Source organism: Sphingobium yanoikuyae (genome assembly GCF_034424525.1).
Classification (GTDB): Bacteria; Pseudomonadota; Alphaproteobacteria; order Sphingomonadales; family Sphingomonadaceae; genus Sphingobium; species Sphingobium yanoikuyae.
In genome coordinates this window covers 4,018,984-4,043,063 of the sequence record NZ_CP139979.1, presented here as the reverse complement: position 1 = coordinate 4,043,063, position 24,080 = coordinate 4,018,984, and the positions used below count along the sequence as shown (strand labels likewise).

At 64.7% G+C, this 24,080-nt stretch carries 13 protein-coding genes; 7 read left to right on the top strand and 6 right to left on the bottom strand.

Translation table 11 applies throughout. The features are described 5' to 3' along the window. Positions 1-53 precede the first annotated feature (53 nt). Positions 54-1,634, top strand: a complete 1,581-nt coding sequence (locus tag U0025_RS18675) for a DUF5060 domain-containing protein (RefSeq protein WP_004209004.1) — start codon at positions 54-56, stop codon at positions 1,632-1,634. A gap of 46 nt (positions 1,635-1,680) precedes the next feature. Here the strand turns inward: U0025_RS18675 and U0025_RS18670 are convergent, their stop codons facing one another. Continuing rightward, positions 1,681-2,430, bottom strand: coding sequence for a FadR/GntR family transcriptional regulator (locus U0025_RS18670; protein WP_004209003.1), 750 nt, complete (start codon positions 2,428-2,430; stop codon positions 1,681-1,683). An 87-nt stretch (positions 2,431-2,517) separates the two neighbouring features. Then, positions 2,518-4,233 (bottom strand): D-lactate dehydrogenase, encoded by a 1,716-nt coding sequence (gene dld / locus U0025_RS18665; protein ID WP_004209001.1) that lies wholly within the window; start codon positions 4,231-4,233, stop codon positions 2,518-2,520. A 123-nt stretch (positions 4,234-4,356) separates the two neighbouring features. Between dld and U0025_RS18660 the strand changes: the two genes are divergently transcribed. Further along, positions 4,357-6,582, top strand: coding sequence for a hypothetical protein (locus U0025_RS18660; protein ID WP_004209000.1), 2,226 nt, complete (start codon positions 4,357-4,359; stop codon positions 6,580-6,582). A gap of 94 nt (positions 6,583-6,676) precedes the next feature. Continuing rightward, positions 6,677-9,268, top strand: a complete 2,592-nt coding sequence (locus U0025_RS18655) for a TonB-dependent receptor (RefSeq protein ID WP_004208999.1) — start codon at positions 6,677-6,679, stop codon at positions 9,266-9,268. Between the two features lie 435 nt (positions 9,269-9,703). On the opposite strand, the gene U0025_RS18650 is transcribed toward U0025_RS18655, so the two are convergent. Continuing rightward, positions 9,704-13,738 carry a glycosyl hydrolase gene (locus U0025_RS18650; RefSeq protein ID WP_004208998.1) on the bottom strand — a complete coding sequence of 1,345 codons (4,035 nt, stop codon included), beginning with the start codon at positions 13,736-13,738 and terminating at the stop codon, positions 9,704-9,706. A gap of 218 nt (positions 13,739-13,956) precedes the next feature. Between U0025_RS18650 and U0025_RS18645 the strand changes: the two genes are divergently transcribed. From U0025_RS18645 to U0025_RS18630, 4 genes are read left to right on the top strand one after another with little or no spacing between them, the layout of a single operon-like run. Further along, entirely contained in the window at positions 13,957-16,020 is a 2,064-nt protein-coding gene (locus U0025_RS18645; protein ID WP_037491820.1) for a beta-galactosidase, read from the top strand. Further along, on the top strand, positions 16,017-17,618 hold the full coding sequence (locus U0025_RS18640; protein ID WP_004208996.1) for an alpha-L-fucosidase: 1,602 nt from the start codon (positions 16,017-16,019) through the stop codon (positions 17,616-17,618). Before U0025_RS18645 ends, U0025_RS18640 begins: the two co-directional genes overlap by 4 nt. Positions 17,619-17,633: 15 nt before the next feature. Then, positions 17,634-18,302 carry an aspartate/glutamate racemase family protein gene (locus tag U0025_RS18635; RefSeq protein WP_004208995.1) on the top strand — a complete coding sequence of 223 codons (669 nt, stop codon included), beginning with the start codon at positions 17,634-17,636 and terminating at the stop codon, positions 18,300-18,302. Then, positions 18,299-19,570 (top strand): MFS transporter, encoded by a 1,272-nt coding sequence (locus tag U0025_RS18630; protein WP_004208994.1) that lies wholly within the window; start codon positions 18,299-18,301, stop codon positions 19,568-19,570. Before U0025_RS18635 ends, U0025_RS18630 begins: the two co-directional genes overlap by 4 nt. Before the next feature lie 22 nt (positions 19,571-19,592). On the opposite strand, the gene U0025_RS18625 is transcribed toward U0025_RS18630, so the two are convergent. Genes U0025_RS18625 through U0025_RS18615 form a run of 3 tightly spaced genes read right to left on the bottom strand, consistent with a single transcriptional unit; the run spans position 19,593 to position 24,009 of the window. Continuing rightward, positions 19,593-20,891 carry a four-carbon acid sugar kinase family protein gene (locus U0025_RS18625; RefSeq protein ID WP_004208993.1) on the bottom strand — a complete coding sequence of 433 codons (1,299 nt, stop codon included), beginning with the start codon at positions 20,889-20,891 and terminating at the stop codon, positions 19,593-19,595. Continuing rightward, positions 20,888-22,156 carry a ribulose-bisphosphate carboxylase large subunit family protein gene (locus U0025_RS18620; RefSeq protein ID WP_004208992.1) on the bottom strand — a complete coding sequence of 423 codons (1,269 nt, stop codon included), beginning with the start codon at positions 22,154-22,156 and terminating at the stop codon, positions 20,888-20,890. Before U0025_RS18620 ends, U0025_RS18625 begins: the two co-directional genes overlap by 4 nt. 2 nt (positions 22,157-22,158) lie before the next feature. Then, positions 22,159-24,009: a beta-L-arabinofuranosidase domain-containing protein gene (locus U0025_RS18615; RefSeq protein ID WP_004208991.1), complete on the bottom strand. Its 1,851-nt coding sequence runs from the start codon at positions 24,007-24,009 to the stop codon at positions 22,159-22,161. Positions 24,010-24,080 lie beyond the last annotated feature (71 nt).

The following is a 24,080-nucleotide window of genomic DNA, read 5'->3' as shown; positions in this document are numbered from 1 at the left end:
CGGAATTGGCTCCTGACCGAAATTATGACGCAATCTGGAGAGGGGAAAAGGCGATGGCTGTTTCGCGACGCATGATGCTGGCGGGATCGATGGGAGCGGGGGCTGCGGTGCTGGCACGGTCTGCATCGGCCGCGGTGGCGCAGCCGGGACAGGTCGAGCGCTGGGGCGTTCTGGAACTCGCCTTTGACGGCCCGCGTACCGGCAATCCCTTTGACGACGTGGCCCTGTCGGTCCGTTTCTCGTCAGATGGCCGGACGATCCGCGTGCCCGGCTTCTATGATGGTGACGGCGTCTATCGCGTGCGGTTCAGCCCACCCGAAACGGGACGCTGGCAATGGACCAGCGAGTCCAGCGCGGCGACCATGTCGGGCAAAAGCGGCAGTTTCGAATGTACCGCGCCGTCTGCTGGCAATCATGGCCCGGTGCGGGTCGCGGCCGGCTATCACTTCGCCTATGCCGATGGCACCCCATTCCGTCAGATCGGCACGACCTGCTATAGCTGGGCGCTGCAGAGCGAGGCCAAATGCGCGCAGACGCTGGCGACGCTGAAGACCGCGCCCTTCAACAAGATGCGGATGCTGGTCTTTCCCAATGTGGAGTCGGTGGCGACCAATCCCTTCGTGCGCACCGGTCCAGGGCCACGGGACTGGGATCCCGCCCGGATCGATCCCGCCTATTTCCGCCGTTTCGAGGATCGCATCCGCAAGCTGGGCGATCTCGGCATCGAGGCGGATGTCATCCTGTTCCATCCCTATGACGAGAAGCGCGGCTATAGCGACATGGCCCGTGCGGACGACGAACGCTATCTGCGCTATATCATCGCCCGCTTCGGTGCCTATCGCAACCTCTGGTGGTCGATGGCCAATGAATATGATGATGTGAAGAGCAAGACGATGGCCGACTGGGACCATCTGCTGCAAATGCTGCAGGCCGAAGATCCGCATGACCGGCTGCGCTCGATCCATCAGATCACCACCTATTACGACAATCGCAAACCCTGGATCACGCACAGCAGTATCCAGAATGGCGCGGCGGTGCTGGACGATGTGCGGGCCCAGCTGCATCGCAGCTTCGGACTGAAGCCGGTGGTCTTCGACGAGGTCTGTTATGAGGGCAATTCCAAGCTGCGCTGGGGCAATCTGACCGGCGAGCAGATGGTCGAGCGTTTCTGGTGGGGGCTGATGGGCGGCACCTATGTCGGCCATAGCGAGACCATCGACCCGGAGCGTAACGCCGATCATAGCTGGCTGGGGCAGGGCGGCCGGCTGGCCGGCACCAGCCCGCCGCGCCTGGCCTTCCTGCGCCGGATCATGGAGGAGGGGCCGGCACCGGGGATCGAGCCGATCCAGACCTGGTGGAATTATTCGATCGCCGGCAAGGAGTTCGAATATTATCTCCATTATTTCGGGAGCGAGCAGCCGACGCAATGGCCGGTGGTGCTGCCGGGACGCAAGGGGCAGCCGATGAACGCCTACCGGCTCGACATCATCGACACCTGGAACATGACGATCTCACCGGTCGATGGCCTGTTTCGCATGCAGCGGCACGGTGATTATGATTTCCATGATCCGGCGCGACCGACGGTCACGCTGCCCGGCAAGCCCTGGCTGGCGGTGCGATTGGTCAAGGTCTGATCGGATGGAGGCGGTCGGCGTGTCAGATGCGCCGGCCGCCTTCGGATCATTCCTCCTGCGCGCGCGACAGGCTGCGCGACACCTTGATGGCGCCGAAATCGATGATCTCGCCCATCAGTCGGCTCGCCTCCTCGGCCGCGCCCGCCTCGATCGCGTCGACGACCCGTTCGTGGCGCAGCACGGTCTCTTCGTGCATGTCATCCTCTTCCAGCGGCAGCATCAGGAAGGACGCGACGAGCGCGACTTCGGTGACCGTGGAAAAGGCGTTGAGCAGGAAATTGCCGGACGCTGCGCCTACCGCCTGGTGAAAGGCGAGGTCCGCCTCGGCGAATTTCTGGCGCGATCCCACTGCCGCACGCATGCCGGCGACCGCCTCACGCAGCAGCGCGATATCCTCGGCCGACGCGCGATGGGCGGCCAGTTCGGCAGCGCGCGATTCCACCGCGACGCGGGCTTCGGCGATACCCCGCCGGAAATCGCTGTCCATGCCCAGGCTGACCCGCCAGGCCAGCACTTCGGCATCGAAGAAATTCCAGTAATGCTGCTCGCGCACGCTGGTGCCGACCCGCGTCTTCGACACGATCATGCCCTTGGCAGTCAATGTCTTGAACACTTCGCGCAGCACGGTGCGGGAAATGCCGAACCGCTCGATAATCTCCTGCTCGGACGGCAATTTTGTGCCCGGCGGATAGGTGCCGGCCAATATTTCGGCCCCCAGCACCTTTGCGACCTGATCATGGGTGGACGAGGTCGGTTTCAGATAGGCTTCGAAGCCGGATGTCTGCTGTTTTGCCAAATGCTGTCCTTCAACTGACCGTAAATCCCCCGATACGATCCTTCCGCTTGTTAGGCTATCCGCGCGTCCGAAACCAGATCGCGGGCCTCAAACTTTGGGTCCGTTACCATAATGGGACTGCATCGGCATTTGTCCTATACCCGGATTCATTCGGTTGGATGGATCGAGCCCGCGATAGAAGTTCGCCAGCGCCGGTTTTGCCGGATAGAGATGGCCGACATTATGTTCGGCCGGATATTCGGCGCCGCGGGCATCCAGTTGGCGCAGGACGCGCTGCTCGAACTGCTCGATGTCCGTTCCCTTGCGCACCACATAATCCTGGTGGAAGACATGGCAGAAGAAATGGCCGTAATAGAGTTTGGCGATGGCCTCCGCCTCGATCTCGGCCGGCAATGTCTCGGTCCAGACAAGGCTGTTGCGGGGGAGGGCGATGTCGAGCGCGACAATATCCTCCACCGCCCGATGATGGACCGCGCGATAGCGCACGGCCGCGCCGGCGACCGCGAAGCGATGCTGGAAGGCCCGGTCCGCCTCGTCGGCTGAACATTCGAAATAGGCGCCGTCGCGCCCGTCGATGCTGCGTTCCAGATAGGCCCGCATCGCATCCATGTCGGCAGCGGCCATGCGGATCATCAGATGATGCTCGTATCGGTCGCGATAGCTGCGCATGCGCCGGGGCAGATGTTGCGGAAAGCAGCGGGCAAACTGGTTGAGCAGCCGGTCCGCGAGATGGTGGCGGCCAAGTCCTAGGCTGTCCAGCCAGCCATCGACCCGCGCCTTGAACGCGAACAGCGCGGGCAGTCGATCCGTGCCGAGCAGGCGCACCGCCAGGAACATGTCCTTGCCATAGCGGGCGGCGATGTCGAACGCGGTGCGATGGACATATTCCGCGGCGATCGGCAGGCCGGGAAAATCGCGCAGCATGTCCCGGCGCAGGTCGGTCAGCAGGCCGGGGTCATTGGTGCCGATGTAGAAGACGCCCGATGCGTCTTCCTGGGGGAAACTGTCCAGCCGTACCGCGAACAGGGCCAGCTTGCCCGCGCTGCCGGACGCTTCGTGCAACTTGCGCGGGTCGGCATTGAAGCGGGCAGGGGTGTCGGCTTCGATGTTGCGCACATGGCTGGCATAGTCATGATCCGATCCGCAGCGGCCCTGGTCCGCGATCAGGTCCGCGTCGGTAAAAGCGCCGCGATCGAGCCGGTCGAGCAATGTCTCCACCGCCTCGCCCAGGTCGATGCCCAGATGGTTGACCAGTGCCAGCGTGCCATCCGCCTCGATCCGGGCATAGAGCGCCAGTTCGGTATAGGCCGGCCCGCGCCGCACCAGCGATCCGCCACTATTGTTGCAGACGCCGCCCATGACGCTCGCCCCCAGGCAGGATGAACCGATCACCGAATGCGGCTCGCGGCCCAGCGGGCGCAGCCGTCGTTCCAGTTCGTGCAGGGTGGCGCCGGGCAGGCATATGACCTGCCTGCCACCATCGACCAGATGGATACCCTTGATCCGGGTCGTGCTGATGATGACGACAGGGCGATCATAGTCCGCGCCATGGGGCGTCGATCCGCCGGTCAGGCCGGTATTAGCCGCCTGCATGATGATCGCGGTTCCGGCATCGACGCAGGCCTGCAGGCAGCGCCACTGCTCGACCAGCGATCCGGGCCGGACCACGGCTGCGACCGGCCCCGAACCGAAGCGATATCCGAAACGGAAGCGGCGGGTCTGGCGGTCATGCGTGAGGACGTGGCGATCGCCGACGGCATGTCGCAAATGCGCCAGCAAGGATGCCAGATCCTCCCCCTTCATCGCCTCTCCCCGCCTGTTTTCCCGGGCAGCCACCGGCACGCTTCGCTGCTCTTCACGACATATCTTGACCTGTTTCATCTAGGTAATATCATATGACTAATAATCGAAAAGAAAAGAGGGGCCATGAAAAGCAATTATTTTGCCGCCGCCATCCTGGCTTCCTTGCTGGGCGGCGGAGGCGCCTGGGCATCGGGCGAAACCGCCGGCACCGGGCCGGTTCCCACGCCCTTTGTCATCGATCATCCGGGGCGGGCGGACTCGTTGATCGACATGCGCTTCCTGCTCGACGGACCTGCCGGCAAACATGGCTTCCTGTCGGTCCGGGACGGGCATTTCCGGTTTGCCGACGGCCAGCGCTTCAAATGCTGGGGCGTCAACATCACCGGCTGGGAAATGGGATCAGCACTGCTGCCGCCGCACCGGGAAGCGGAAATCTATGCCGAGTCGCTCGCCCGGCTGGGCGTCAATTGCGTGCGGCTGCACTTTCTCGACATGCGCCGCGAGCAGAAGGTGATCGACGGCAATGGCGGCAAGGGCGACGTGCCGCCGATCACCCATACGCCCTCGGGCCTGATCGACAGCCGCTATGAGGATAGCCGCCATTTCGACCCGGAACAGGTCGATCGGCTTCATTATCTCTTCGCCCAGTTCAAGCAGCGCGGCATCTATGTCGATTTCAACCTGAATGTCGGCCGGACCTGGCGATCGGGCGATGGCGTGCCGGATCATGACCTGATCGGCGTCGCCAAGGGGGTGACCTATTTCGGTCCGGAACTGATCGCGCTGCAGAAGGAATATGCGCGCATGCTGCTGGGGCTGCGCAACCCCTATACCGGCCTGCGCTATGCCGACGATCCGGCGGTGGCCATTGTCGAGATCGTCAACGAGAATTCGCTGCTGGAATTCTGGCAGCGCAACTGGCTGCGGGGCGAACGGGTGCCTGGTGGTGCCAATCTGCAACTTGACCTGACGCCCCATTATGCCCGGCTGCTGACCGACCGCTATAATGGCTGGCTGGCCGCACATCGCACGCCCGAACAGCTGGCGCAGTTGCGCGTGACCGCCGGCGTGGCGCAGGGGGCGGCCATTCCCTTCCTGCGGCGTGGCGATTTCCGCGATGCGCCCGACCTGCGCTACCGTGCCGAGATCGAATTCCTGACGAGCGTGGAGGTGGATTTCCAGCAGGACATGGCACGTTTCCTGCGCGAGGAGGTGGGCGTCAAATCGGTCATCATGCCGACCGCGGACCACACCTATTTCATCGCCGGCCAGCCGATGATGCGTTCCTCCGCCAAGTTCGACGTGATGGACTCGCACGTCTATTGGCAGCACCCCGCCATCTACGGCCATCGCAACGATCCGATGGTGAACCGGCCTGACCTGTCGATTCCGGTCAAGCTCGCTCGCACGGCGATGCGTGGCAAGGCCTTCACCGTCAGCGAGGTCAATCATCCCTATCCATCGGAATATGGCGCGGAAATGATCCCGACCCTGGCCGCCTATGCGGCGCTGCAGGATTGGGACGGCATCTTCTTCTACACCTTCGAGGCAAAGTTGCTGGGCAAGGCGACGCCGGTGATCGGCGATCATTTCGACATCACACAGGATCCGGTGAAGATCGCCCAATTGCCGGTCGGTGCCATGCTGTTCCTGCGCGGCGATGTCGCGCCCGCCCAAGCAGTGGTGGAGCGCAGCTATTCGACCGCGCAGATTGACGAGGCCGCGCGCATGCCGCGGGCCGAGCAGCCCTATTTCACGCCGGGCTTCCCCAAGGTCTTGCCGCTGATCCACGGATCACGGGTGCGCTGCCTTGACTGTGCGCCAGTCGCAGCGCCACCGATCGCGCCATCCGACACGATCCGCTCGGATACCGGCGAGCTGGATTGGCGCGTGGCGCCACAGGGCGGCACGATCGGCATCGACACGCCCCGTACCCAGGGACTGGTCGGCTTCATTCGCGATGCCAAACGTGGCACCACCCATTTGTCCGCCGATATCGGCAATGGCTTTGTCGCGATCACCGCGTCGGCGCTCGATGGCAAGCCGCTGCGGGGGTCCGACCGGCTGCTGCTGACCGCCACCGCCAAGTCGGGCAATAGCGGACAGGTCTGGAACGCGCGCCGGTCGATGCTGGATGTCTGGGGTACTGCGCCGACCTGGATCGAGCCGGTGACCGGATGGGTGATGCTCAAGGATCTGGACGGTGCCCTGGCGGTGTCGGCGACTCCGCTCGACGGGGCCGGCAAACCCAATGGTCCGGCCATTTCCGCCCGTATGCTGGAGGATGGATGGGAGATTCCGATCGGCACACCGGCAACAACATCATGGATTATAACGATTTCTCGCTGACGCGCTGCCGTCTGCATTAGTCCAACAAATTAGCTTGAACTCATATAATAATATTATATAACTATGGGCAAATAACATCGTTCAGGAGAGGGTTATGCGTTTCGCATCATATATTCTTACGGGTGCCGCTGCCTGCGGCATCATCGGCTTCATTCCCGCCGCGCAGGCCCAGACAAGCGCCCCGGCCCAGGATGAAGTGGCGGACATCGTCGTCACCGGCATTCGCGCCAGCCTTCAGTCGGCCCAGAATATCAAGCGCAACTCCGACAAGATCGTCGATTCGATCGTCGCCGAAGACATTGGCAAGCTGCCCGACATCAACGTCGCCGAAGCGCTGCAGCGTGTGTCTGGCATCCAGGTCAGCCGTGATCGCGGCGAAGGGGGTGGCGTCGCCATCCGCGGCCTGTCGCAGGTGCTGACCACTATGAACGGCCGGGAAGTCTTCACCGCCGGCGGCGGCCGCTCCTTCAACCTTCAGGATGTGCCGTCCGAACTCCTGTCGGGCATCGACGTCTACAAGACCCCCTCGGCCGACCTGATCGAAGGCGGGATCGGCGGCGTCATCGACCTGCGCACCCGCAAGCCGCTCGACAAGAAGGGCTTCACCTTCAGCGCCAGTGCGCGTGGCCGCTATTCGGATCTCGCCGATGACGTGAAGCCGATGGCCTCGGTGCTGGTCAGCAACAGCTGGGATACGGACGCCGGCGAATTCGGCATCCTGGTCAGCGCCGCCTATCAGGAACGCGCCTTCGCCACGGACATCATCAATGTTGGCGCGCCCAATGGCCGCAGCGACATCATCGCCGGCCAGACGGTCAACACGCCCAACGGTTCCTACCAGCCCGCGATCAAGGGCAATCGCCGCCGCATCGGTGTCGACGGCATCGTGCAGTGGAAGCCGACCCCCGAACTCGAATTCTATGGCCAGGTCAGCTATCAGGATTTCCGCTCGATCCAGACCCAGTTCGGCCTCAACATCCCGACCAATGGCCGCACGGCCGTGCCGGGCAGCGCGACGCTGTTCGACGGCACCAAGGACGTCGAATCCATCTCCTATAATAATGTCTCGTTCAGCACCTTCGGCGTGGCGCGCGACACCTATGACGAGAATTTCCAATATTCCGGTGGCGTGACATATGAAACGGACAAGGCTCGTTTCAATCTCGACGCCAGCTATTCGACGTCGAAGAACACGCTCTATTATTCCGAACTCGACCTGACCGGCGTCGCGCCGCTGGCGCAGCAGACCGTCAGCGGTTCCGTGCCGAGCATGCTGCTCAGTGGCATCGATCTCAACAATATCGCCAGTTACACGATCGGCGCGATGACGCGGAACGAGAACTATTTCAAGGGTGACATGTGGGCGATCAAGGGCGACGCGTCCTTCGACATCGAAAGCCCGATCCTCAAATCGCTGAACTTCGGCCTGCGCTGGGCCAAGCGGGGCATGGACTTTACCCCGGTCCGCTTCTTCCAGACGCCGGGCACGGCCGCCGCACGCCTTAATGCCGCCCCCTATGCCGACCTGTTCATGGCCAATCCGCTCAACAGCATGTTCAGCGGTTCGGGCAACATCAACCAGGATTTCCTGGTCGCCGATCCCGATGCCCTGCGCTCGATGGACAGCTTCAACGCCATTCGCCAGCAATTGGGCATCACCGCCCAGGTGGGCGTCAGCGCGCCGGGCATCTACAGCATCGATGAAACCACGCTGGCTGGCTATGCGATGGCGAAATATGGCTTCGATCTCGGCAGCGTGCCGGTCGACGGCAATATCGGTGTCCGCGTGATCCGCACCGGCCTCAATGTGACGGGCAACCGGCTCGATGCCGGCCAGACCGTGCCGACGCCGATCGACATGGACAGCAATTATATGAGCGTCCTGCCCAGCGCGAACATCCGCTTCAAGCTGAGCGACGAACTGCAGTTGCGCCTGTCCGCCTCGCAGGTTCTGACCCGCCCCGGTTTCGGCCAGCTCGCGCCGACGCTGACGCTGGTGCCGGCCCAGAATACCGGTTCTTCGGGCAATCCCGACCTGCGTCCGCTCAAGGCCGATCAACTCGACGCCAGCCTCGAATATTATTTCTCGCCGACCGGCTCGCTCTATCTCGCCGGCTTCTATCGCAATGTGCAGAATTTCATCCTGACCGGCACGGTCCTGCGCAACATCGACGGCATCGAATATAGCATTTCGGCGCCGACCAACAGCAATCAGGGCAAGATCAAGGGCGTCGAAGTCGGCGGCCAGACCTTCTTCGACTTCCTGCCCGGCCTGCTCAGCGGCTTTGGCGTCCAGGCCAACTATACCTTCGTCGACAGCTCGACCGGCACGTCGATCGCGGGGCTCAGCACGCCGCTGACCGACCTGTCGAAGCACAGCTTCAACGTCAGCGCCATCTATGAAAAGGGGCCGCTGTCGGCGCGCCTGGCCTATAACTGGCGCGACAAGTTCCTGACCGGCCTGTTCACCAACAATGTCGTCACCGGCCTGCCGGTCTATCGCAAGGCCTATGGCTGGCTCGACGCCTCGATCAACCTGGACGTCACCAAGAATGTCACCCTGTCGCTGGAAGGCAGCAACCTGACCCGCAGCAAGACCCATACCTATTATGGTCGCGAAACGCTGGTCGGCAATCTGGAACAGGACGACATCCAGGTGCTTGGCGGCGTTCGCGTCACCTTCTGACCCTCTCCCTCCCCAAGAAAAAATCCCATCCTCCCTTGATCCCCGCGGCTGCACCCGCGGGGATTTTTTCTGTGTGGAGGGGCTGGATCGGCTCCGATCAATTGCTGCCGTTCCCAGATGCTCCGCTGTAAAGGGAGGATGGTCCGCAAGCGACCAGAAGTGAACATTCCTCCCCGGAACGGGGAGGTGGCAGCGCGAAGCGCTGACGGAGGGGCAGGTGCCTCTTGGCGCTGCGCTATCCGGCCTGTGCCCCTCCACCACTCGCTACGCGAGCGGTCCCCCTCCCCGTGCCGGGGAGGAATGTCTTGTTCCCACCCATGTCAGTCATTCCAACTGGCCTTCAGGGCATGAGCGGTCTGCGCGGAGCCCCATCGCTCAAAAAAAGGGGACGGGCGCCCTCTGGCTCCCATCCCCGGCTTTCCGCGGGCTTGCCGTCTATTGGAAGTCGACCTCGCGTGCATAGACCAGGCGGACCGGGCCCAGCAGGCCGGAATCGAGCAGCGGCTCGCCCGGCTGGAAGAAGGTCCAGGGGGTGAAGGTGACGCGCCCGCCCTCCGGCTTGGCCTCGCCGGCCTTGTACCAGTCAGGCAGCGCGGTGATCTTGCGCGCCATCACCGGTGTCATCTTGCCGTCGGGGCCCGGCTTCTCGCCGATCGTCCAGTCGGCATTGTCGACGAAATGGCCCTCCTCGGGCAGGGCGGCATCGCCGATCATCCGGTTGGCCCACAAGTTGGTCACCGACAGCGACAGCTGGTTTCGCCCGGCATGCACGACATCACTGATGTCGACGCGATAGGGTTCCTTCCACAGCACGCCCAGATCCTTGCCGTTGACCCGCACGCCCGACAGCACTTCCACGCGGCCCAGGTCCAGCCAGATGCGCAGGCCCTGCTTCAGCGCGGCGGCCGGAATGTCGATCGTCCGCTCATAGGTGGCGGTGCCGGAAAAATGCTGCACGGCCGGATCGGCATGGTGGCTGAGCGACTGGAGCGCGGGCAGGGTGATCGCTGCCGGCGCGCCGCGACCCGACTGGAAATGCACCTGCCAGGGCCCTTCGACAATGCGTGGCGCGGGCAACGTCACCTGCACCTCCTGTCCGCCACTGCCGCTATATTTCCCGCTCTCCCATGCCGTCAGACGCAGGCCGCCATTCGCGGTGCGCACGATGTCGGCCGGGCTGGCATTGGACGTCGGCATCGGCGGCCCGGCCGCCGCTACCCTGGCGATTTCGTCCGCCGCCAGTGCGCGCGCGTCGGTGCGCAGCGGCGTGAAATTGCCCTCGAAGAAATAGGTGGCGCCATTGGGCGCGGCCGGATCGCTACCGCCGGCAAAGACGGTGCGCCCGCTCTTCTGGCCGGTGCGTGCCAGCTTGCCGTTGATATAGAGGCTGGGCACGCCCTGGTCATAGACCAGCGCGAAATGGCTCCAGCCCGCGATCGGCTGGTGGGATACCAGCACCGCCGGCACGGCGTCGGGCGACGCGCGTTCGATCACGAAGGCGCCGTTGCGCCCCACCGCCAACCCGGCGATCGCCGTCCCTTCGCCATGAATGTCGCGGCCGGAGCGGGCGTTGATCAGATAGTTTTTTCCGGTCTCGTTGATCCGCCCCTTCACCCCCTCCTGCGGCATCAGGCGCAGGTCGAGGTCGGGCTTGGCCCATAGCGACAGGGTGAAGCTGTCCGACGGCGCCTGCACGACCGGGGTCCGGAGCGCCAGATCGGCAAAACGCACGCCATCTTTGGCGGCCCAGCTGATCGGCGCGGCGCCGGCCATGGCCGGGCGGAAACGGACGAAGGTCGATCCGGCCGGCGACAGGTCGAACGCGACCCGCGTGCGCCCGCCCGACGCATCGAACAAGGCCGGCTGGCTGACCGTGCCGGTTTCCGCATCCCACAGGCTGGGCGTCTGGCCGCTGACGCGGAAGCTGCACGTCACCCGTTCGCTGCGCCGCTGCCGGTTGGCAATGAAATAGACGTCGCCATCGACCAGTTGCCGGTGCAGCCAGTTGACCTGACCGTCGGGCGTGGCGGTGGCGCATTCGACATCCGGGCCGGTCTGTGCGGCGGCCAAGGCATCAGCGATCGTGCCGCTGGCAAAGACCTGCCCTTTGCCCACCGCGCGTGGCCCGCTGATGGCGGCCGGTCCCCAGAGCGCCTCGACATCCTTGTCGAATTGCGCGTCCGTGCCGCCCATGGCCAGCGAACGGGTCGGTCGCGGGGCCAGCAATATCATGCCCTGCTCCACCAGGCTGCGCAGCCGTGCGACCAATTGTGCGGTCATGCCGGTCATGCCCTCCGGCAGGGCCAGCATCGCATAGCTGGCGCCGTCGGGCAGCACGACCTTGCCATCGCGCACGCTGGCGCGGGTCAGCAGCACTTCGGCATTGACCAGATCATAGCTGTGGCCTGCCGGGATCAGCGGCGTGAAATATTGGCCGATCTTCGGATTGGCGTCGGCGGACACGTCAGGCCGCACATTTTCCGACTGGTTGGGGCTGTCTTCGCCGACGAAGAACAGGATGTCGGCGACATTATGCCCCTGGCGCAGCATGAACTGGCTGCGCGTCAGATATTCCATCCAGGGTCGGGACTGGGCGAACCATGTATTGGTGCGATCCAGATTGATGCCCCATGGCCCCATCACCATGCCCGGTTCGGCCAGCACATTGGGCTGGTGGGCATAGCGGTGGAAGAAGATCTGGTTGAAGCCCTGCGCGAACATCTGGTCACCCAGCGTCTTCATGGAATAGGGATAGTCCATCCAGCGGCTGGTCTGCGCCTCGCCGGTAAAGGCCTCGGCCGCGACCACGCTCTTGCCATAGACATGGGCGGCCGACGACACCATCTTGACCGTGCGGTTGTCGGTCCAGGGCGTGCGGCTCCAGAATTCGGTCATCGGCACCTGCGCCCGGCCGCTGACCTGCAGCGCATCGAACGGGCCGGGGCCATAGCCTTCGGTGTAGAAGCGCAGTCCCGCCGCATGGGCATGGTCCTGCATCCGGCCATAATAATTGTCGGCCATCAGGTCCGCGAGGGTACGGCGGAAATCGAACAATATCTTGTCCGATCGGCCGGCGTCGCCGACGATCCGGCCCGTCAGCGTCGGCAGCCAGGGCAACAGGCTGTAACCGTTGCGCTTCTCGAAATCGGCGAGCAGCGTCGGCGTCCAGTTCTGCAGACCCGCCTCATAGCTGTCGATCTCCAGATTGGCGAAGGCCTTGCCGGCCATCGGTCCGGCCGCTTTCACGACGCGACCGACGCTGCTGTCGAACTGGTGATCGACGGCGGCGATGTTCAGCTTGTCGACCTCCAGCCCGCGCCCCGCGTCGGATGCGGCGACGTTCAGCTTGCCGGTCGGCGTGTGGCCCAGGCGCAATATGGTCCAGCGTCCGGCCGGCGCGGTCCAGTCGAGCCGGCCCTGCGCATCGACCTTGGCGGTGAGGTCGATCACCTTGAGGGGATCGATGACAGCGCCCGCAGGCGCCTGGTCCGGCCCCTTGGTGATCGCGCCCATGCGAAAGCCATGCTCGCCCTTCACGTCCCAGTCGCTGATCCGCGGCGTGGCATAGAGCAGCGCCTCGGCCAGCTTCACCTTGGCCGATGGGGTGATACGGAAATAGCGGGCGGTGACGGCGGGGAAATTGATCGATCCCGGCGCCTCGATCCCGCGCTCCACCGCGACGCTCACCTTGCCTACCGCTGTCCAGTTCCGGCCGTCGTCGGAGGAGTCCAGCGTCGCGGAAAAGGCCGGGCTTTCCTTTTCGGCATAGAGGGTCAGTGCCTGGGCGGAAAAGGGCGCCTTCATGCCGATGACCAGCGGCGCATCGGGGCCGACCGGCGTGCTGCTGTGCAGGTCGCGATCGGTCAGTTGCGCGGCATCGACGATGCTGCCGGTGCGCATCGAGGCGACGGCGTCGCGATAATGGCTCTCGTCGCCGTCCGATGCGGGATAGGCGATCACCGCGGCATCGCGATAATAGTCCAGCTTGGTATAGGGGCGGGGCAGGGTGGTGCGCACCCGCTGGCCACCGGTTACGCGGGTTTCGGTCCAGACGATCTGTTGCATCGCCTGCGCCGGGGCGATCCAGGGGCCGCCGCTCGACGACCAGCCCGGCGCATTATGCATCCCCACCTGCAGGCCCAGGCTGCCCGCCTTGCCCATCATGTGGGTCATCAGGCCCAGCCATTGCGGGCTCAGATAGTCGACCGGCCCCTTGGGCACGTCGTCGCTGCCATCGAACACCAGCACGCCGCCCAGCCCGGCCTTGGCGATCGCATCCAGGTCGGCATCGATGCCCTGCTGCGTCACATTGCCGTTCATCCAGAAATAGAGCGTCTGGGGACGGCTGTCGGCGGGCGGATTGCGGAAGCTGTCGGCGTCAGGGGTCGATGTCTGCGCCGTGATCGGTGCAGTGCCCATGGCCGCGATCGCGACCCCGCTGGCCAGCCTCGCCAGAAATGCGCCCTTCATCCCATCCACTCCCTTGTCTCATCTGTCTTTCGCAGCAGTCCGGGGAAGGCTGATGGTGCGTTCCCCCTGGTCCTGCCGCGAAATCGGTTGACTCGGTTTAGTCATACTAATAGCCAGGAACAAGGAAATATCATAAAATAATACTAATTGAGTTGGAGCATATGGAGAGGGGCATGAATCCGCGCAATTCCAGGCAGTCCGGTCGGTGGAAGGCCGCGTTGATCGGATCCGCCCTGCTGCTTGCGCTGCCATCGGCCATGCCGGCCGCCGCAACCACCGCGCCCGGCGCGAGCGCCGCCAACGGGCAGGAACAGTTCCGCAAACTCTATCTGGGGTCCGCCTGGTATCCCGAACAATGGCCCGAGGAGCGCTGGGCCGAAGACCTGCGCCTGATGCAGGCCCATGGCGCCAATGTCGTGCGCATCGGCGAATTCGCCTGGAGCGCGATGGAGCCGACCGAAGGCGCCTATGACTTGGGCTGGCTGGTCCGTGCGGTCCGGCTGGCGGCGAAATATGACATCAAGGTGGTGATCGGCACGCCCACCGACACGCCGCCCGCCTGGATGACGCAGAAATATCCCGAGGTGCTGCGCATCGATGGCGACGGCAAGCGCCTCGGCCATGGCGGCCGCCGCCAATTCTCCATCTCCGATCCCCATTATCGCCAGCTCAGCCGCGACATCGTCAGTCGCATGGCACAGGCGCTGGGCCATGAGCCCAATGTCATCGGCTGGCAGATCGGCAATGAATATACCGACGAAAGCTATGACCCCGCTGCAAAGGCCGGCTGGATGGACTGGCTCAAGGGGCGCTATGGCACGCTCGACAAGCTCAACGATGCCTGGACCACCCAATATTGGTCGCAAACCTACAGCGACTGGAACCAGGTGCCGTTCAACACGGAAAAGGGCAATCCCGGCCTGATGCTGGAGCAGAAGCGCTACATCACCAGCCAGTGGGTGGCGTTCCAGAAGAACCAGATCGATGCCATTCGCGCCCATGCGCTGCCCGCACAGTTCATCACCACCAATCTCGGCGGCCTTGGCTGGGCCAACCGCTTCGACCGCTATGCCATCAACCGCGATCTCGATTTCGCATCCTGGGACAATTATGTCGGCACCGGCCATCTCCAGCCCTATCGCAACGGCGCCAGCCATGATCTGGTGCGCGGCTGGAAGCGCAAGAATTTCTGGGTGATGGAAATCCAGCCCGGCTTCGTGAACTGGGCGCCAGTCAGCAACATGCTCTATCCCGGCGAAACCCGCGCGATGGCCTGGCAGGCGATCGGCCATGGCGCCGACGGCATTCTCTACTGGCAATGGCGCAATGCGCTCAATGGCCAGGAAACCATGCATGGCTCGATCCTCGGCCCGGACGGCAAGCCGCTGCCGGTCTATGACGAAGTGGTGCGGATCGGCCGCGAAATGGCCAGGGCGACGCCCGTGCTGGCCGGCACCGCGCCCGTCTCCCCGGTCGCTATCCTGCAGGATTATCCCAGCCGCTGGACCATCGATTTCCAGCCGCATCACAAGGATTATGACCAGATCGGCGTGCTGCTCGATTATTATGCGCCGCTCAAGGATGCACTGGGCAGCGTCGACATTGTCGAGGCGGACGGGTCGCTTGATCGCTACAAGCTGGTGGTCGCGCCCAATCTTGCCATCCTGACCCCGGACATGACGGCCCGGCTGAGCGCCTTCGTGAAGGCCGGCGGTCATCTGATCCTCGGCCCCCGTTCGGGCCAGCGCGATGCCTATGACCGGCTCCAGCCGCGTCGCCAGCCCGGCCCGCTCGCGGACCTTCTGGGCGGACAGGTCGAACAATTTTACGCGCTCGACGAACCGGTCGCGGTCGGCACCGGCACGGCGCGCATCTGGGCGGAAGACCTGACCGCCAAGGCCCCCGATACCCAGGTGCTGCTGCGCTATGGCAAGGCTAATGGCTGGCTTGATGGCCATGCCGCCGCGCTGACGCGCCAAGTCGGAAAGGGCCGCATCACCTATGTCGGCGCCCTGATCGACCCCGATCTGATGAAGACGCTGATCGACGATGCGCTCAAGGGGGCCGGCGTCGCCCGCGACTTTGCCGTGCCCGCCGACGTCGAACTCATGACCCGCCAAGGCGATGGCCGGTCCATCGTCATCCTCATCAACCATGGCAAGGAAGCGCGCAGCGTCACCCTGCCCGAAACCATGACGGACATATTGGAGGGCGGCACCAAGCAGGCCGTCACCCTGGGCGCCGAAGGCGTCGCCGTGCTGCAACGGGGAACCGACAAGTGAAGACAAGATTGATCGCGGCGCTCTGCGCGCTCACCGCCATGACCGCGCCGGCGCTCGCCCAGCAGGCCTCGCCCTGGCCGATGGCCTACAAGGCCGCGCCCGTCGAGGCGCAGCTCGCCAAGGTCAAACAGGGCGTCAACGAAGGCCCCTTCCGTCCCGACTGGGATTCGCTGCGCGGCTTCAAGACGCCGGCCTGGTTCCAGGATGCCAAGTTCGGCATCTTCATCCATTGGGGCGTCTATTCGGTCCCGGCCTATGCCAATGAATGGTATTCGCGGAACATGTATGTGCCGGGCAACGACGCCTACAACCATCATGTGAAGACCTACGGGCCGCAGAACAAGTTCGGCTACAAGGACTTCATCCCGATGTTCAAGGCGGAGAAGTTCGATCCCGCCGCCTGGGTGAAGCTGTTCCAGAATGCGGGCGCGCGCTATGTCGTGCCGGTTGCCGAACATTGCGACGGCTTTGCCATGTACCAGTCGTCCTTCACGAAATGGGATGCCGCCGACATGGGGCCAAAGCGCGACGTCACCGGCGAGATCGCGAAGGCGGCCCGTGCCAGCGGCCTGCATTTCGGCCTGTCGTCGCACCGCGCCGAACATTGGTGGTGGTATCATAAGGGGCGCACCTATGATTCCGACGTCAACGACCCGAAATATGCGGGCCTTTATGGCCCGGCCGCGCCCACCGGCCTGCCGGCCGACAAGCCCGACAACTGGCCCGACAGCGACCTGCTCCAGAATTGGAGCCCGCCCAACAAGGAGTTCCTGAACGACTGGATGGCGCGCACGTCGGAACTGATCGACAAATATCAGCCCGAACTCATCTATTTCGACTGGTGGACATCCTCGCCGCTGTTCGAACCGCTGATGCGCGACACCGCCGCTTATTATTATAACCGCTCGGCCGAATGGAAGGCGCCCGGCATCATCGCCTATAAGGGCTCGCAGTTTGCCGAGGGCAGCGCCATGTTCGACCTGGAACGCGGCAAGAGCGATGCGCTGAAACTCACGCCGTGGCAGTCGGACACCTCGGTCAGCATCAAGAGCTGGGGCTATGCCCAGAATGACAGCTATCGCACGCCCAAGTCGCTGATTGCCGACCTGATCGACATCGTGTCGAAGAACGGCAATCTCCTTCTCAATGTCGGCCCCAGGGCGGACGGCACCATCCCGCAGGAGATCGCGACCGTGCTGCAGGGCATGGGCGCCTGGCTCAAGGTCAATGGCGAGGCGATCTACGGCACGCGGCCCTTCCTCTATTTCGGCGAGGGGCCGACCAAGTCCGGTCATGTCCGCCAGGTCGGGCAGTTCACCGAGAAGAATGTCACCAGCTTCACGCGCGAGGATATCCGCTTCACGACGAAGGACGGCCATCTCTATGCGCTGGGGCTGGAGCGGCCGGCCGATGGCGCCGTGCTGGTCAAGACGCTCTATGCCGGCACGCCCTATCTCGACCGACAGATTGACCGCATAGAATTGCTCGGCAGCGGCGCGGTCACATGGCAGCAGACCGCCAAGGGGCTCAGCATCACCTTGCCGCAGAGCGGCGCCGATGCGATGCCATACGCGCTGCGCATCAGCTTCAAGAAATAAGACCGGAGAGACTCCATGCAGACCCTTGCCCTGCTCCATACCAGCCCGACGCTCAGCCCGCTGTTCAACGAACTGACCGCGCGGATCCTGCCGGGCGTGCGCATACTCCATTTCGTGGACGAAAGCCTGATCAAGAACACGATCGCCGCCGGTCGGCTGGAAAAGCCGACCATGCGCCGACTGATCGACCTGGTCGGATCGACCTTCGACGCCGGCGCGGATGCCACGCTGGTGACCTGCTCGTCGATCGGGCCGGCGGTGGACATCGCCGCCCAGCTGCATGACAAGCCGGTGCTGCGCGTCGATCGCCCGATGGCGGAAAGGGCGGTTGCGGCGGGTAACAGGGTCGGCGTGCTGGCCACCCTGTCGACCACCCTGGCGCCGACCGCTGCCCTTGTCCGCCGCGTCGCTGAGGAAGCCGGCCGCGAGATCGAGATCGTCGAACATGTCTGCGAAGGCGCGTTCGATGCCGTCATGGCGGGCGATGGTGCCACCCATGACCGGATCGTCGGCGAAGCGCTGACCGGCCGGATGGCGGGCATGGATACCATCCTGTTCGCCCAGGCGTCGATGGCCCGCGCGCTTGCCGCACTGCCGGACGGTGCCGTGTCGGCGCCCGTCTTCACCAGCCCGGAACTGGGGGTGGAGCGTGCGCGCGACGTGCTCGCGGACCTGCGCCAGTGAAAAAGCGCCATGCCGTCGTCGGGCTGCTCGGCGTCCTTTCGGTCATCACCTTCCTCGACCGCATGGCGATCGCGGTCACCGGGCCGTCGGTGCAGAAGGAACTGGGCATCACGCCGCAGCAATGGGGCTGGGTGCTGGGCGCCTATGTCATCGCCTATGCCGTGTTCGAAGTGCCCTCGGGTGCGCTGGGTGACAGGCATGGCTATCGCAAGGAACTGACCCGCATCACCCTGTGGTGGTCCTTCTTCACCGCCGCCACCGCCTTCTGCCGCAATTTCTGGCAGCTAACCGGCGCGCGTTTTCTGTTCGGCCTGGGCGCGGCGGGCGCCTATCCCAACATGTCGGGCGTCCTCTATCGCTGGCTGCCGGCGCGCGAACGGGCGCGGGGGCAGGGCGTGATCTGGGCCGCCAGCCGGCTTGGCGGCGCGCTCGCGCCGCTGCTGCTGGTGCCGCTGCAGGCGCAGTTCGGCTGGCGCGCGGTGTTTATCGCGCTGGGCGTGATCGGCCTGGGCTGGGCGCTGGCCTGGCGGGCCTTCTATCATGATAGCCCGGCGCAACAGCCCGGCATTACTGCGGCGGAGGTCGCGGAGATCGGCAGCGACGAGCATGGCGGGCACAGCGGCACGCCCTGGCGCAAGCTGCTCTCGCTGCCTCAGCTCTGGCTGATCGCGCTGGCCTATTGCTTCTATGCCTTTGGCAGCTGGTTTTTCTTCAACTGGTTCCCGACCTGGATGGTCAATGGCGCCCATTTCAGCGTGGCGGAAATGGGCCTTTATGGTTCCATTCCCTTCCTGCTCGGCATCGTCGCCAATCTCGCCGGTGGCGTGCTGTGTGACCGCCTCGCCGAACGGATCGGCATTCGCAAGGCCTATAGCCGCATCGCCAGCCTCTGCCTGGCGGCGACCGCCGTGCTGCTGGTGCTGATGAGCCTTGCGACCAGCAAGCTGCTGGTCGTCGTCCTGGCGGCCTCTGCCTTTGGCGTGATGGACCTGATGCTGCCTTCGGCCTGGGCGATGTGCATGTCGATCGGCGGCCGCTACGGCGGCACCGCGAGCGGGGTCATGAACACCGCCGGCAATCTGGGTGGCTTCGTCTGCACCGTGGTGATCGGTTACATGATCGGCGCAACCGGCGATTACGACCTGCCGGTTCAGGGCGTGGCGCTGATGGTGTTGATCGCGGCGATCCTGTTCGCGCGGATCGATTGCACCCGCGGTTTCGACCAGAAGGCCGCGCCGGCGGAGGTGCCGGTTCCGGTTGCGGTCTGAATGGAAAGGGCGCGCGCGGTGGTTATCCGCCGCGCCGCACCGTTTCGAAAAAGTCGGGTGCGCCCATCTGGCCGCCCTTCAGCACCAGTTCCAGCCCGTCCAGTTCGGGCTCGGCGGCAAAGGCGCGGACCAGCGGCGCGCCCCGTTCCAGTGGCGCGGCCCAGGCCAGGGCATCCAGCCCCATCTGCGCGACGCCATGGCTGGACGTATCGCCGCCCGCGAACAGCAGCCGCCCGATCCCGCTCTGCCGCACGACCGTCCGGCTGACCCGGCCCAGCGCCGCGCCGATGGCGGCGCCGGCGGCGGGCACATCCTGCCCCAGCGGCCCTTCGGCCGAATGGACCACGACCCGGCCCGTGTCGGCCAATCGGGCAATCGCGGTCCGCGCCAGCCGCTCCTCTTCCGCCAGGTTGCCGGCCACCAGTGCGGCAACGTCGGCCTGCACCGTGGCAAAGCCGCCCTGGCGCGCGGTGGCGATCTGTGTTGCGGTCACGGGGGAGCAACTGCCGCTCATCACCAGCAACCGGTCGACGGTGCCGGCGCGGGGCAGGGCGGGCGCGGGCAGCACGATGCCCGCCGCCTGCCACCCCAGGATCAGCGCGCGGGTCACGCCCGAACTGCCGACCGCGAAGCGGAACCGATCGCGCTGATGCGCCAGCAGGACAGTGCCGACGGCGGCCAGGCTCGCCTCGTCCATGCCGTCGAACAATATCGCTTCCAGCCCCGCGTCGCTCGCCTCGCAAAACAGCCTGTCGGCTTCGCCCGCCTGGATCCGGTCGATCGGCGCCAGCGCGATCCGCGCTGCTGTCTGGCGCGCCAGATGCAGCCGCATGTCGGCCTCGTCCATCGGCGTCACCGGATGGCGCGCCATGGTCGGGTGCCGGTCGATGCGATGCACCACGCCACCGGCCGCGGCGAACAGATTGCCGAAGATCAGGTAACGGCCCAGATGCGGCGCGCCGATCAGGATCGGCACGATCCCGCCCAGCGCCTGCCGGCCGATATCCAGCGCGCGGCCGATCGATCCGATCGACGGACTGCTGTCGAAGGTGGAGCAGGTCTTATAGTGCAATATCGGCGCGCCGCTGGCGCTCAGCGCGGCAAAGGCCGGAGGCAGGTGCCGGTCCATCCATCCAGGCGAGCGGCTGCGGGCGTCGCCGGCCATGCCGATCGCCCGGACATCGGGGAAACGGGCCAGCAGCGCCACATCAGGCTGGCGCAGGAACAGGATGGCGGGCACGCCTCCTTCTGCCAGCTGTTCCAGCACATCGGTCGATCCGGTGAAATCATCGCCGTAAAAGGCGTAGAGCAGGTCCGTCATCCAGCGAAGGCGGCGAGCGCGTCGCGCAGTTCGGGCGCCTGGCTTGCCGCTTCGGCCTGGTCGACCCCGGCCACCGCTGCTTCCCAGGCCTGTTGCAGGGCGCGCACGCCCGCGCCCGGTCCGCCCGGATGCGCCATGATGCCGCCGCCCGCCGCAAAGATCAGGTTGGTCGATCCCAGCGCCGCGAAAGTCGCCGGCACCTGCCGCGCCGACTGGCCGGACGAGAAGACCGGCATGATCTCGCACCCGGCATGAGGCGCGGGGAACATCGGCGTCAGACATTCGCGGGCCGACGCGATCACGCTCTCGTTGCTCTCGCAGAATTTATTGTCGATGCCGTTCACATGGGTGTGGTCGATCCCGGCCAGCCGCCACAATTTCTGGAAGGCGATATAGCTCATGCCGATGGCGGGCGACCGCCCCAGCATGCCCCAGCCATTGCGGTGGCCGTGGATCGGCAACTGGGCATGGGCGCGCAGCATCTTCATCGCCGGCAGGCCGATGCTGTTCATGCTCGCCATGATGCAGGTGCCGCCTTCGCGCAGCACATGGTCGTGCCGCGCCAGCATCTCGTCCATCTCGCCGGTCAGGTTGGCGGCGAACATCACCTTCTTGCCGGTCTTGTCGGCATGATCGTTGATGACGCGCATCACCGCGCTGATCCGCGCTTCGAACGGGCAATGGGGCCCGTCCGCCTGTAATTCGTCGTCCTTGATGAAGTCGACCCCGGCCTCGACCAGCGCCCGCACCTGCTCGGCCGTCGCCTCGGGCGACAGGCCGACGCTCGGCTTGATGATCGTGCCGATCATCGGCCGGTCATAAACGCCCGCCAGCCTGCGCGTCCCTGCAACGCCGAATTGCGGCCCCTGATAGCGGGTCAGAAAGGCGGGGGGCAGCGTCACGTCCACCAGCCGCAGCCCGGAAAAGGCCTTCAGCTCCGACAGATTGCCATTGATCGTCGCCAGCAGATTGGGCAGCGACAGGCCGAAATTGGATGTCGGCCAGGACAGCGTCACCCGCGCCCGCCGCCTCTTGCCGTCGCCGCCGTTCTTGGGCAAACCCGATCCCGGCAAAGATGGCGCGCTGACCTCGCCCAATTCCTCCAAAGCCTCGACCCGCGCCGCATGGGCCTCGCGCAGCGCGTCCGTCTCGCCCGGCACGCGGACGAAGGTGCCGGTCGACTGCTCGCCCGCCATCGTCGCCGCCGCCTGTTCCAGCGGAAAGGCCGTCTCGATCTCGTAAGTGGCAAAAACCCGGTCGCTCATGGTCAGGCAATCTTGAAATAGGTGTTGTACCGCTCAAGCCCCACGTTGAAATAGGGGATGAAGACGAGGTTCCTGCCGCCGGTTTCCATCGCGTAATTAAGGCTCGATCCCGGCACCGGCTTCAGCGATGCGGGCAGCGCCAGCGGCTGATCCTCCACCCCGGTCCAGGGATTGAGGCCGACATACATCACCGCCCCGCGCATCACCGCGGCAATATCGGGGTTCTTGTCGTCGATGCTCAGCGTCCGCAGGGCCTGCGGCAGGGTCAGTTCCACCATGTCGCCCGCCTTCCACGTCCGGTCGATCACGGCCAACGTCCCCGGCTGCACGCCCTGCGCCGCGCCATTGACGCGCAACTGCGCGCCCTTCGCCCAGGCGGGGATGCGCAGCTTCATGGCGAAGCGGCCATTGCCCGGCGCGGTCACGGTCAGGCGGGTGGTGTCCTCCGCCGGATAATTGGTCTGCTGCTCCACCTGTACCGCGCCGCCGGGGCGGTCCCACTTCACCGTGGACGGCGCGAACATGTTCACGACCAGCGCATTGTCGTCATGGAAATAGAGGTTCAGCACATAGTCGGCGACGCCCTGCACCAGGGTGCCCGAGCAGCAGGGCCATTTCTGGTGATAATAGAGTTTTTCGGCCGCCGCCCCATAGTTGGAATAATAAGGATATCCGCCGTCGCTGTCGGGCAGGCGGGTCGCCAGCATCGTGTTGTACAGCGTCCGTTCCAGCCCGTCGCCATAGACCGGCTCGCCGGTGAAGCGCACCAGATAGCGGGCCAGCTTCATGTCGGCAAAGCTGCCGCAGGGCGTTTCGAAATGCGCCTTGGACGATTTGAGGCTGGCGGCAAGCTTGCCCTGATGCAGTTCGACAAACTGCTCCTCTGGCCCCCAGCCGCCCGATGCGAAGCGCTGCGGCTCCATATAGGTCCAGGCGTTCACCAGCGCCTTGCGATATTTCTCGTCGCCCAGATGCAGATAGGCCTGCGCGCCGGAACTCAGCGCAATGGTGTGGCTATAGGCGTGCTTGGTCGGCAGCACGTCCTGCCCGGCGGCCAGCGGATCGAACCATTCCTTGTTCAGCAGATAATGGATCGCCATCTGCCGGTACTTGTCCTGGCCCGTGATATCGGCGACGTGGAACAGGTTTTCCGACAGCACATAGGTTTCGTCATAGGGCGGATCGACCTTGCCGATCCGGTCGCGCGACACGGGCGAGATATAGGGGCGGCATTTCTCGATGGTGATCGGCAGCAATGTCTTGGCCTGCTCCACCCCGGACAGGCGATAGGCGTCGATCAGGCCGACGACATATTTGTCCATCGTATAGGCCGCCCACTGGTCCTGCGCCTTGGGACCGGCATAGGGGTTCCTGGTCTTGGTGATGAATTCGCCAAAGCCCTGCACCAGCGCCGCGACCTTGGCATGGACCGCCTTGTCGCCGGTGGTCGCGCCGATCCGCGCCAGGCCCGACATATATTGGCCGAACGCGAGGCCAGGGACGAAGCCGTCGCGGTCATACCAGCCGCCCATGTCCGGGCCGGGGGCGGGCAGGCCGGCCTGCTGGCGAAACACCTTGAGTACCCGGTCATTGTCGAGGGCCAGATAATGGGCGTGGATATGGTCATAATGATCCTTGACCACGCCACCGGTCAGCTGGACCGCACCATAGGGAAATTCCTTCAGTACCTCGGTGCCGCGCGCGCCGGTGGCAGCGGCAAAGGCCATGGCCGGGGTGCCGATCGCGCCAGCGGCGGTGCCGGCACAGGCGGCGCAATGGATGAAGCCGCGCCGGGACAGGCCCGAACCGTCACCACTTCCGTCAACGCGCCCGTCATGAAGCCCCTGGCTCATCCTCAATCCCCGTTTCCATTGTTGTCGTCATGCGCAGACTTGCGCTATGAGGCGATTTAACAATATCATAT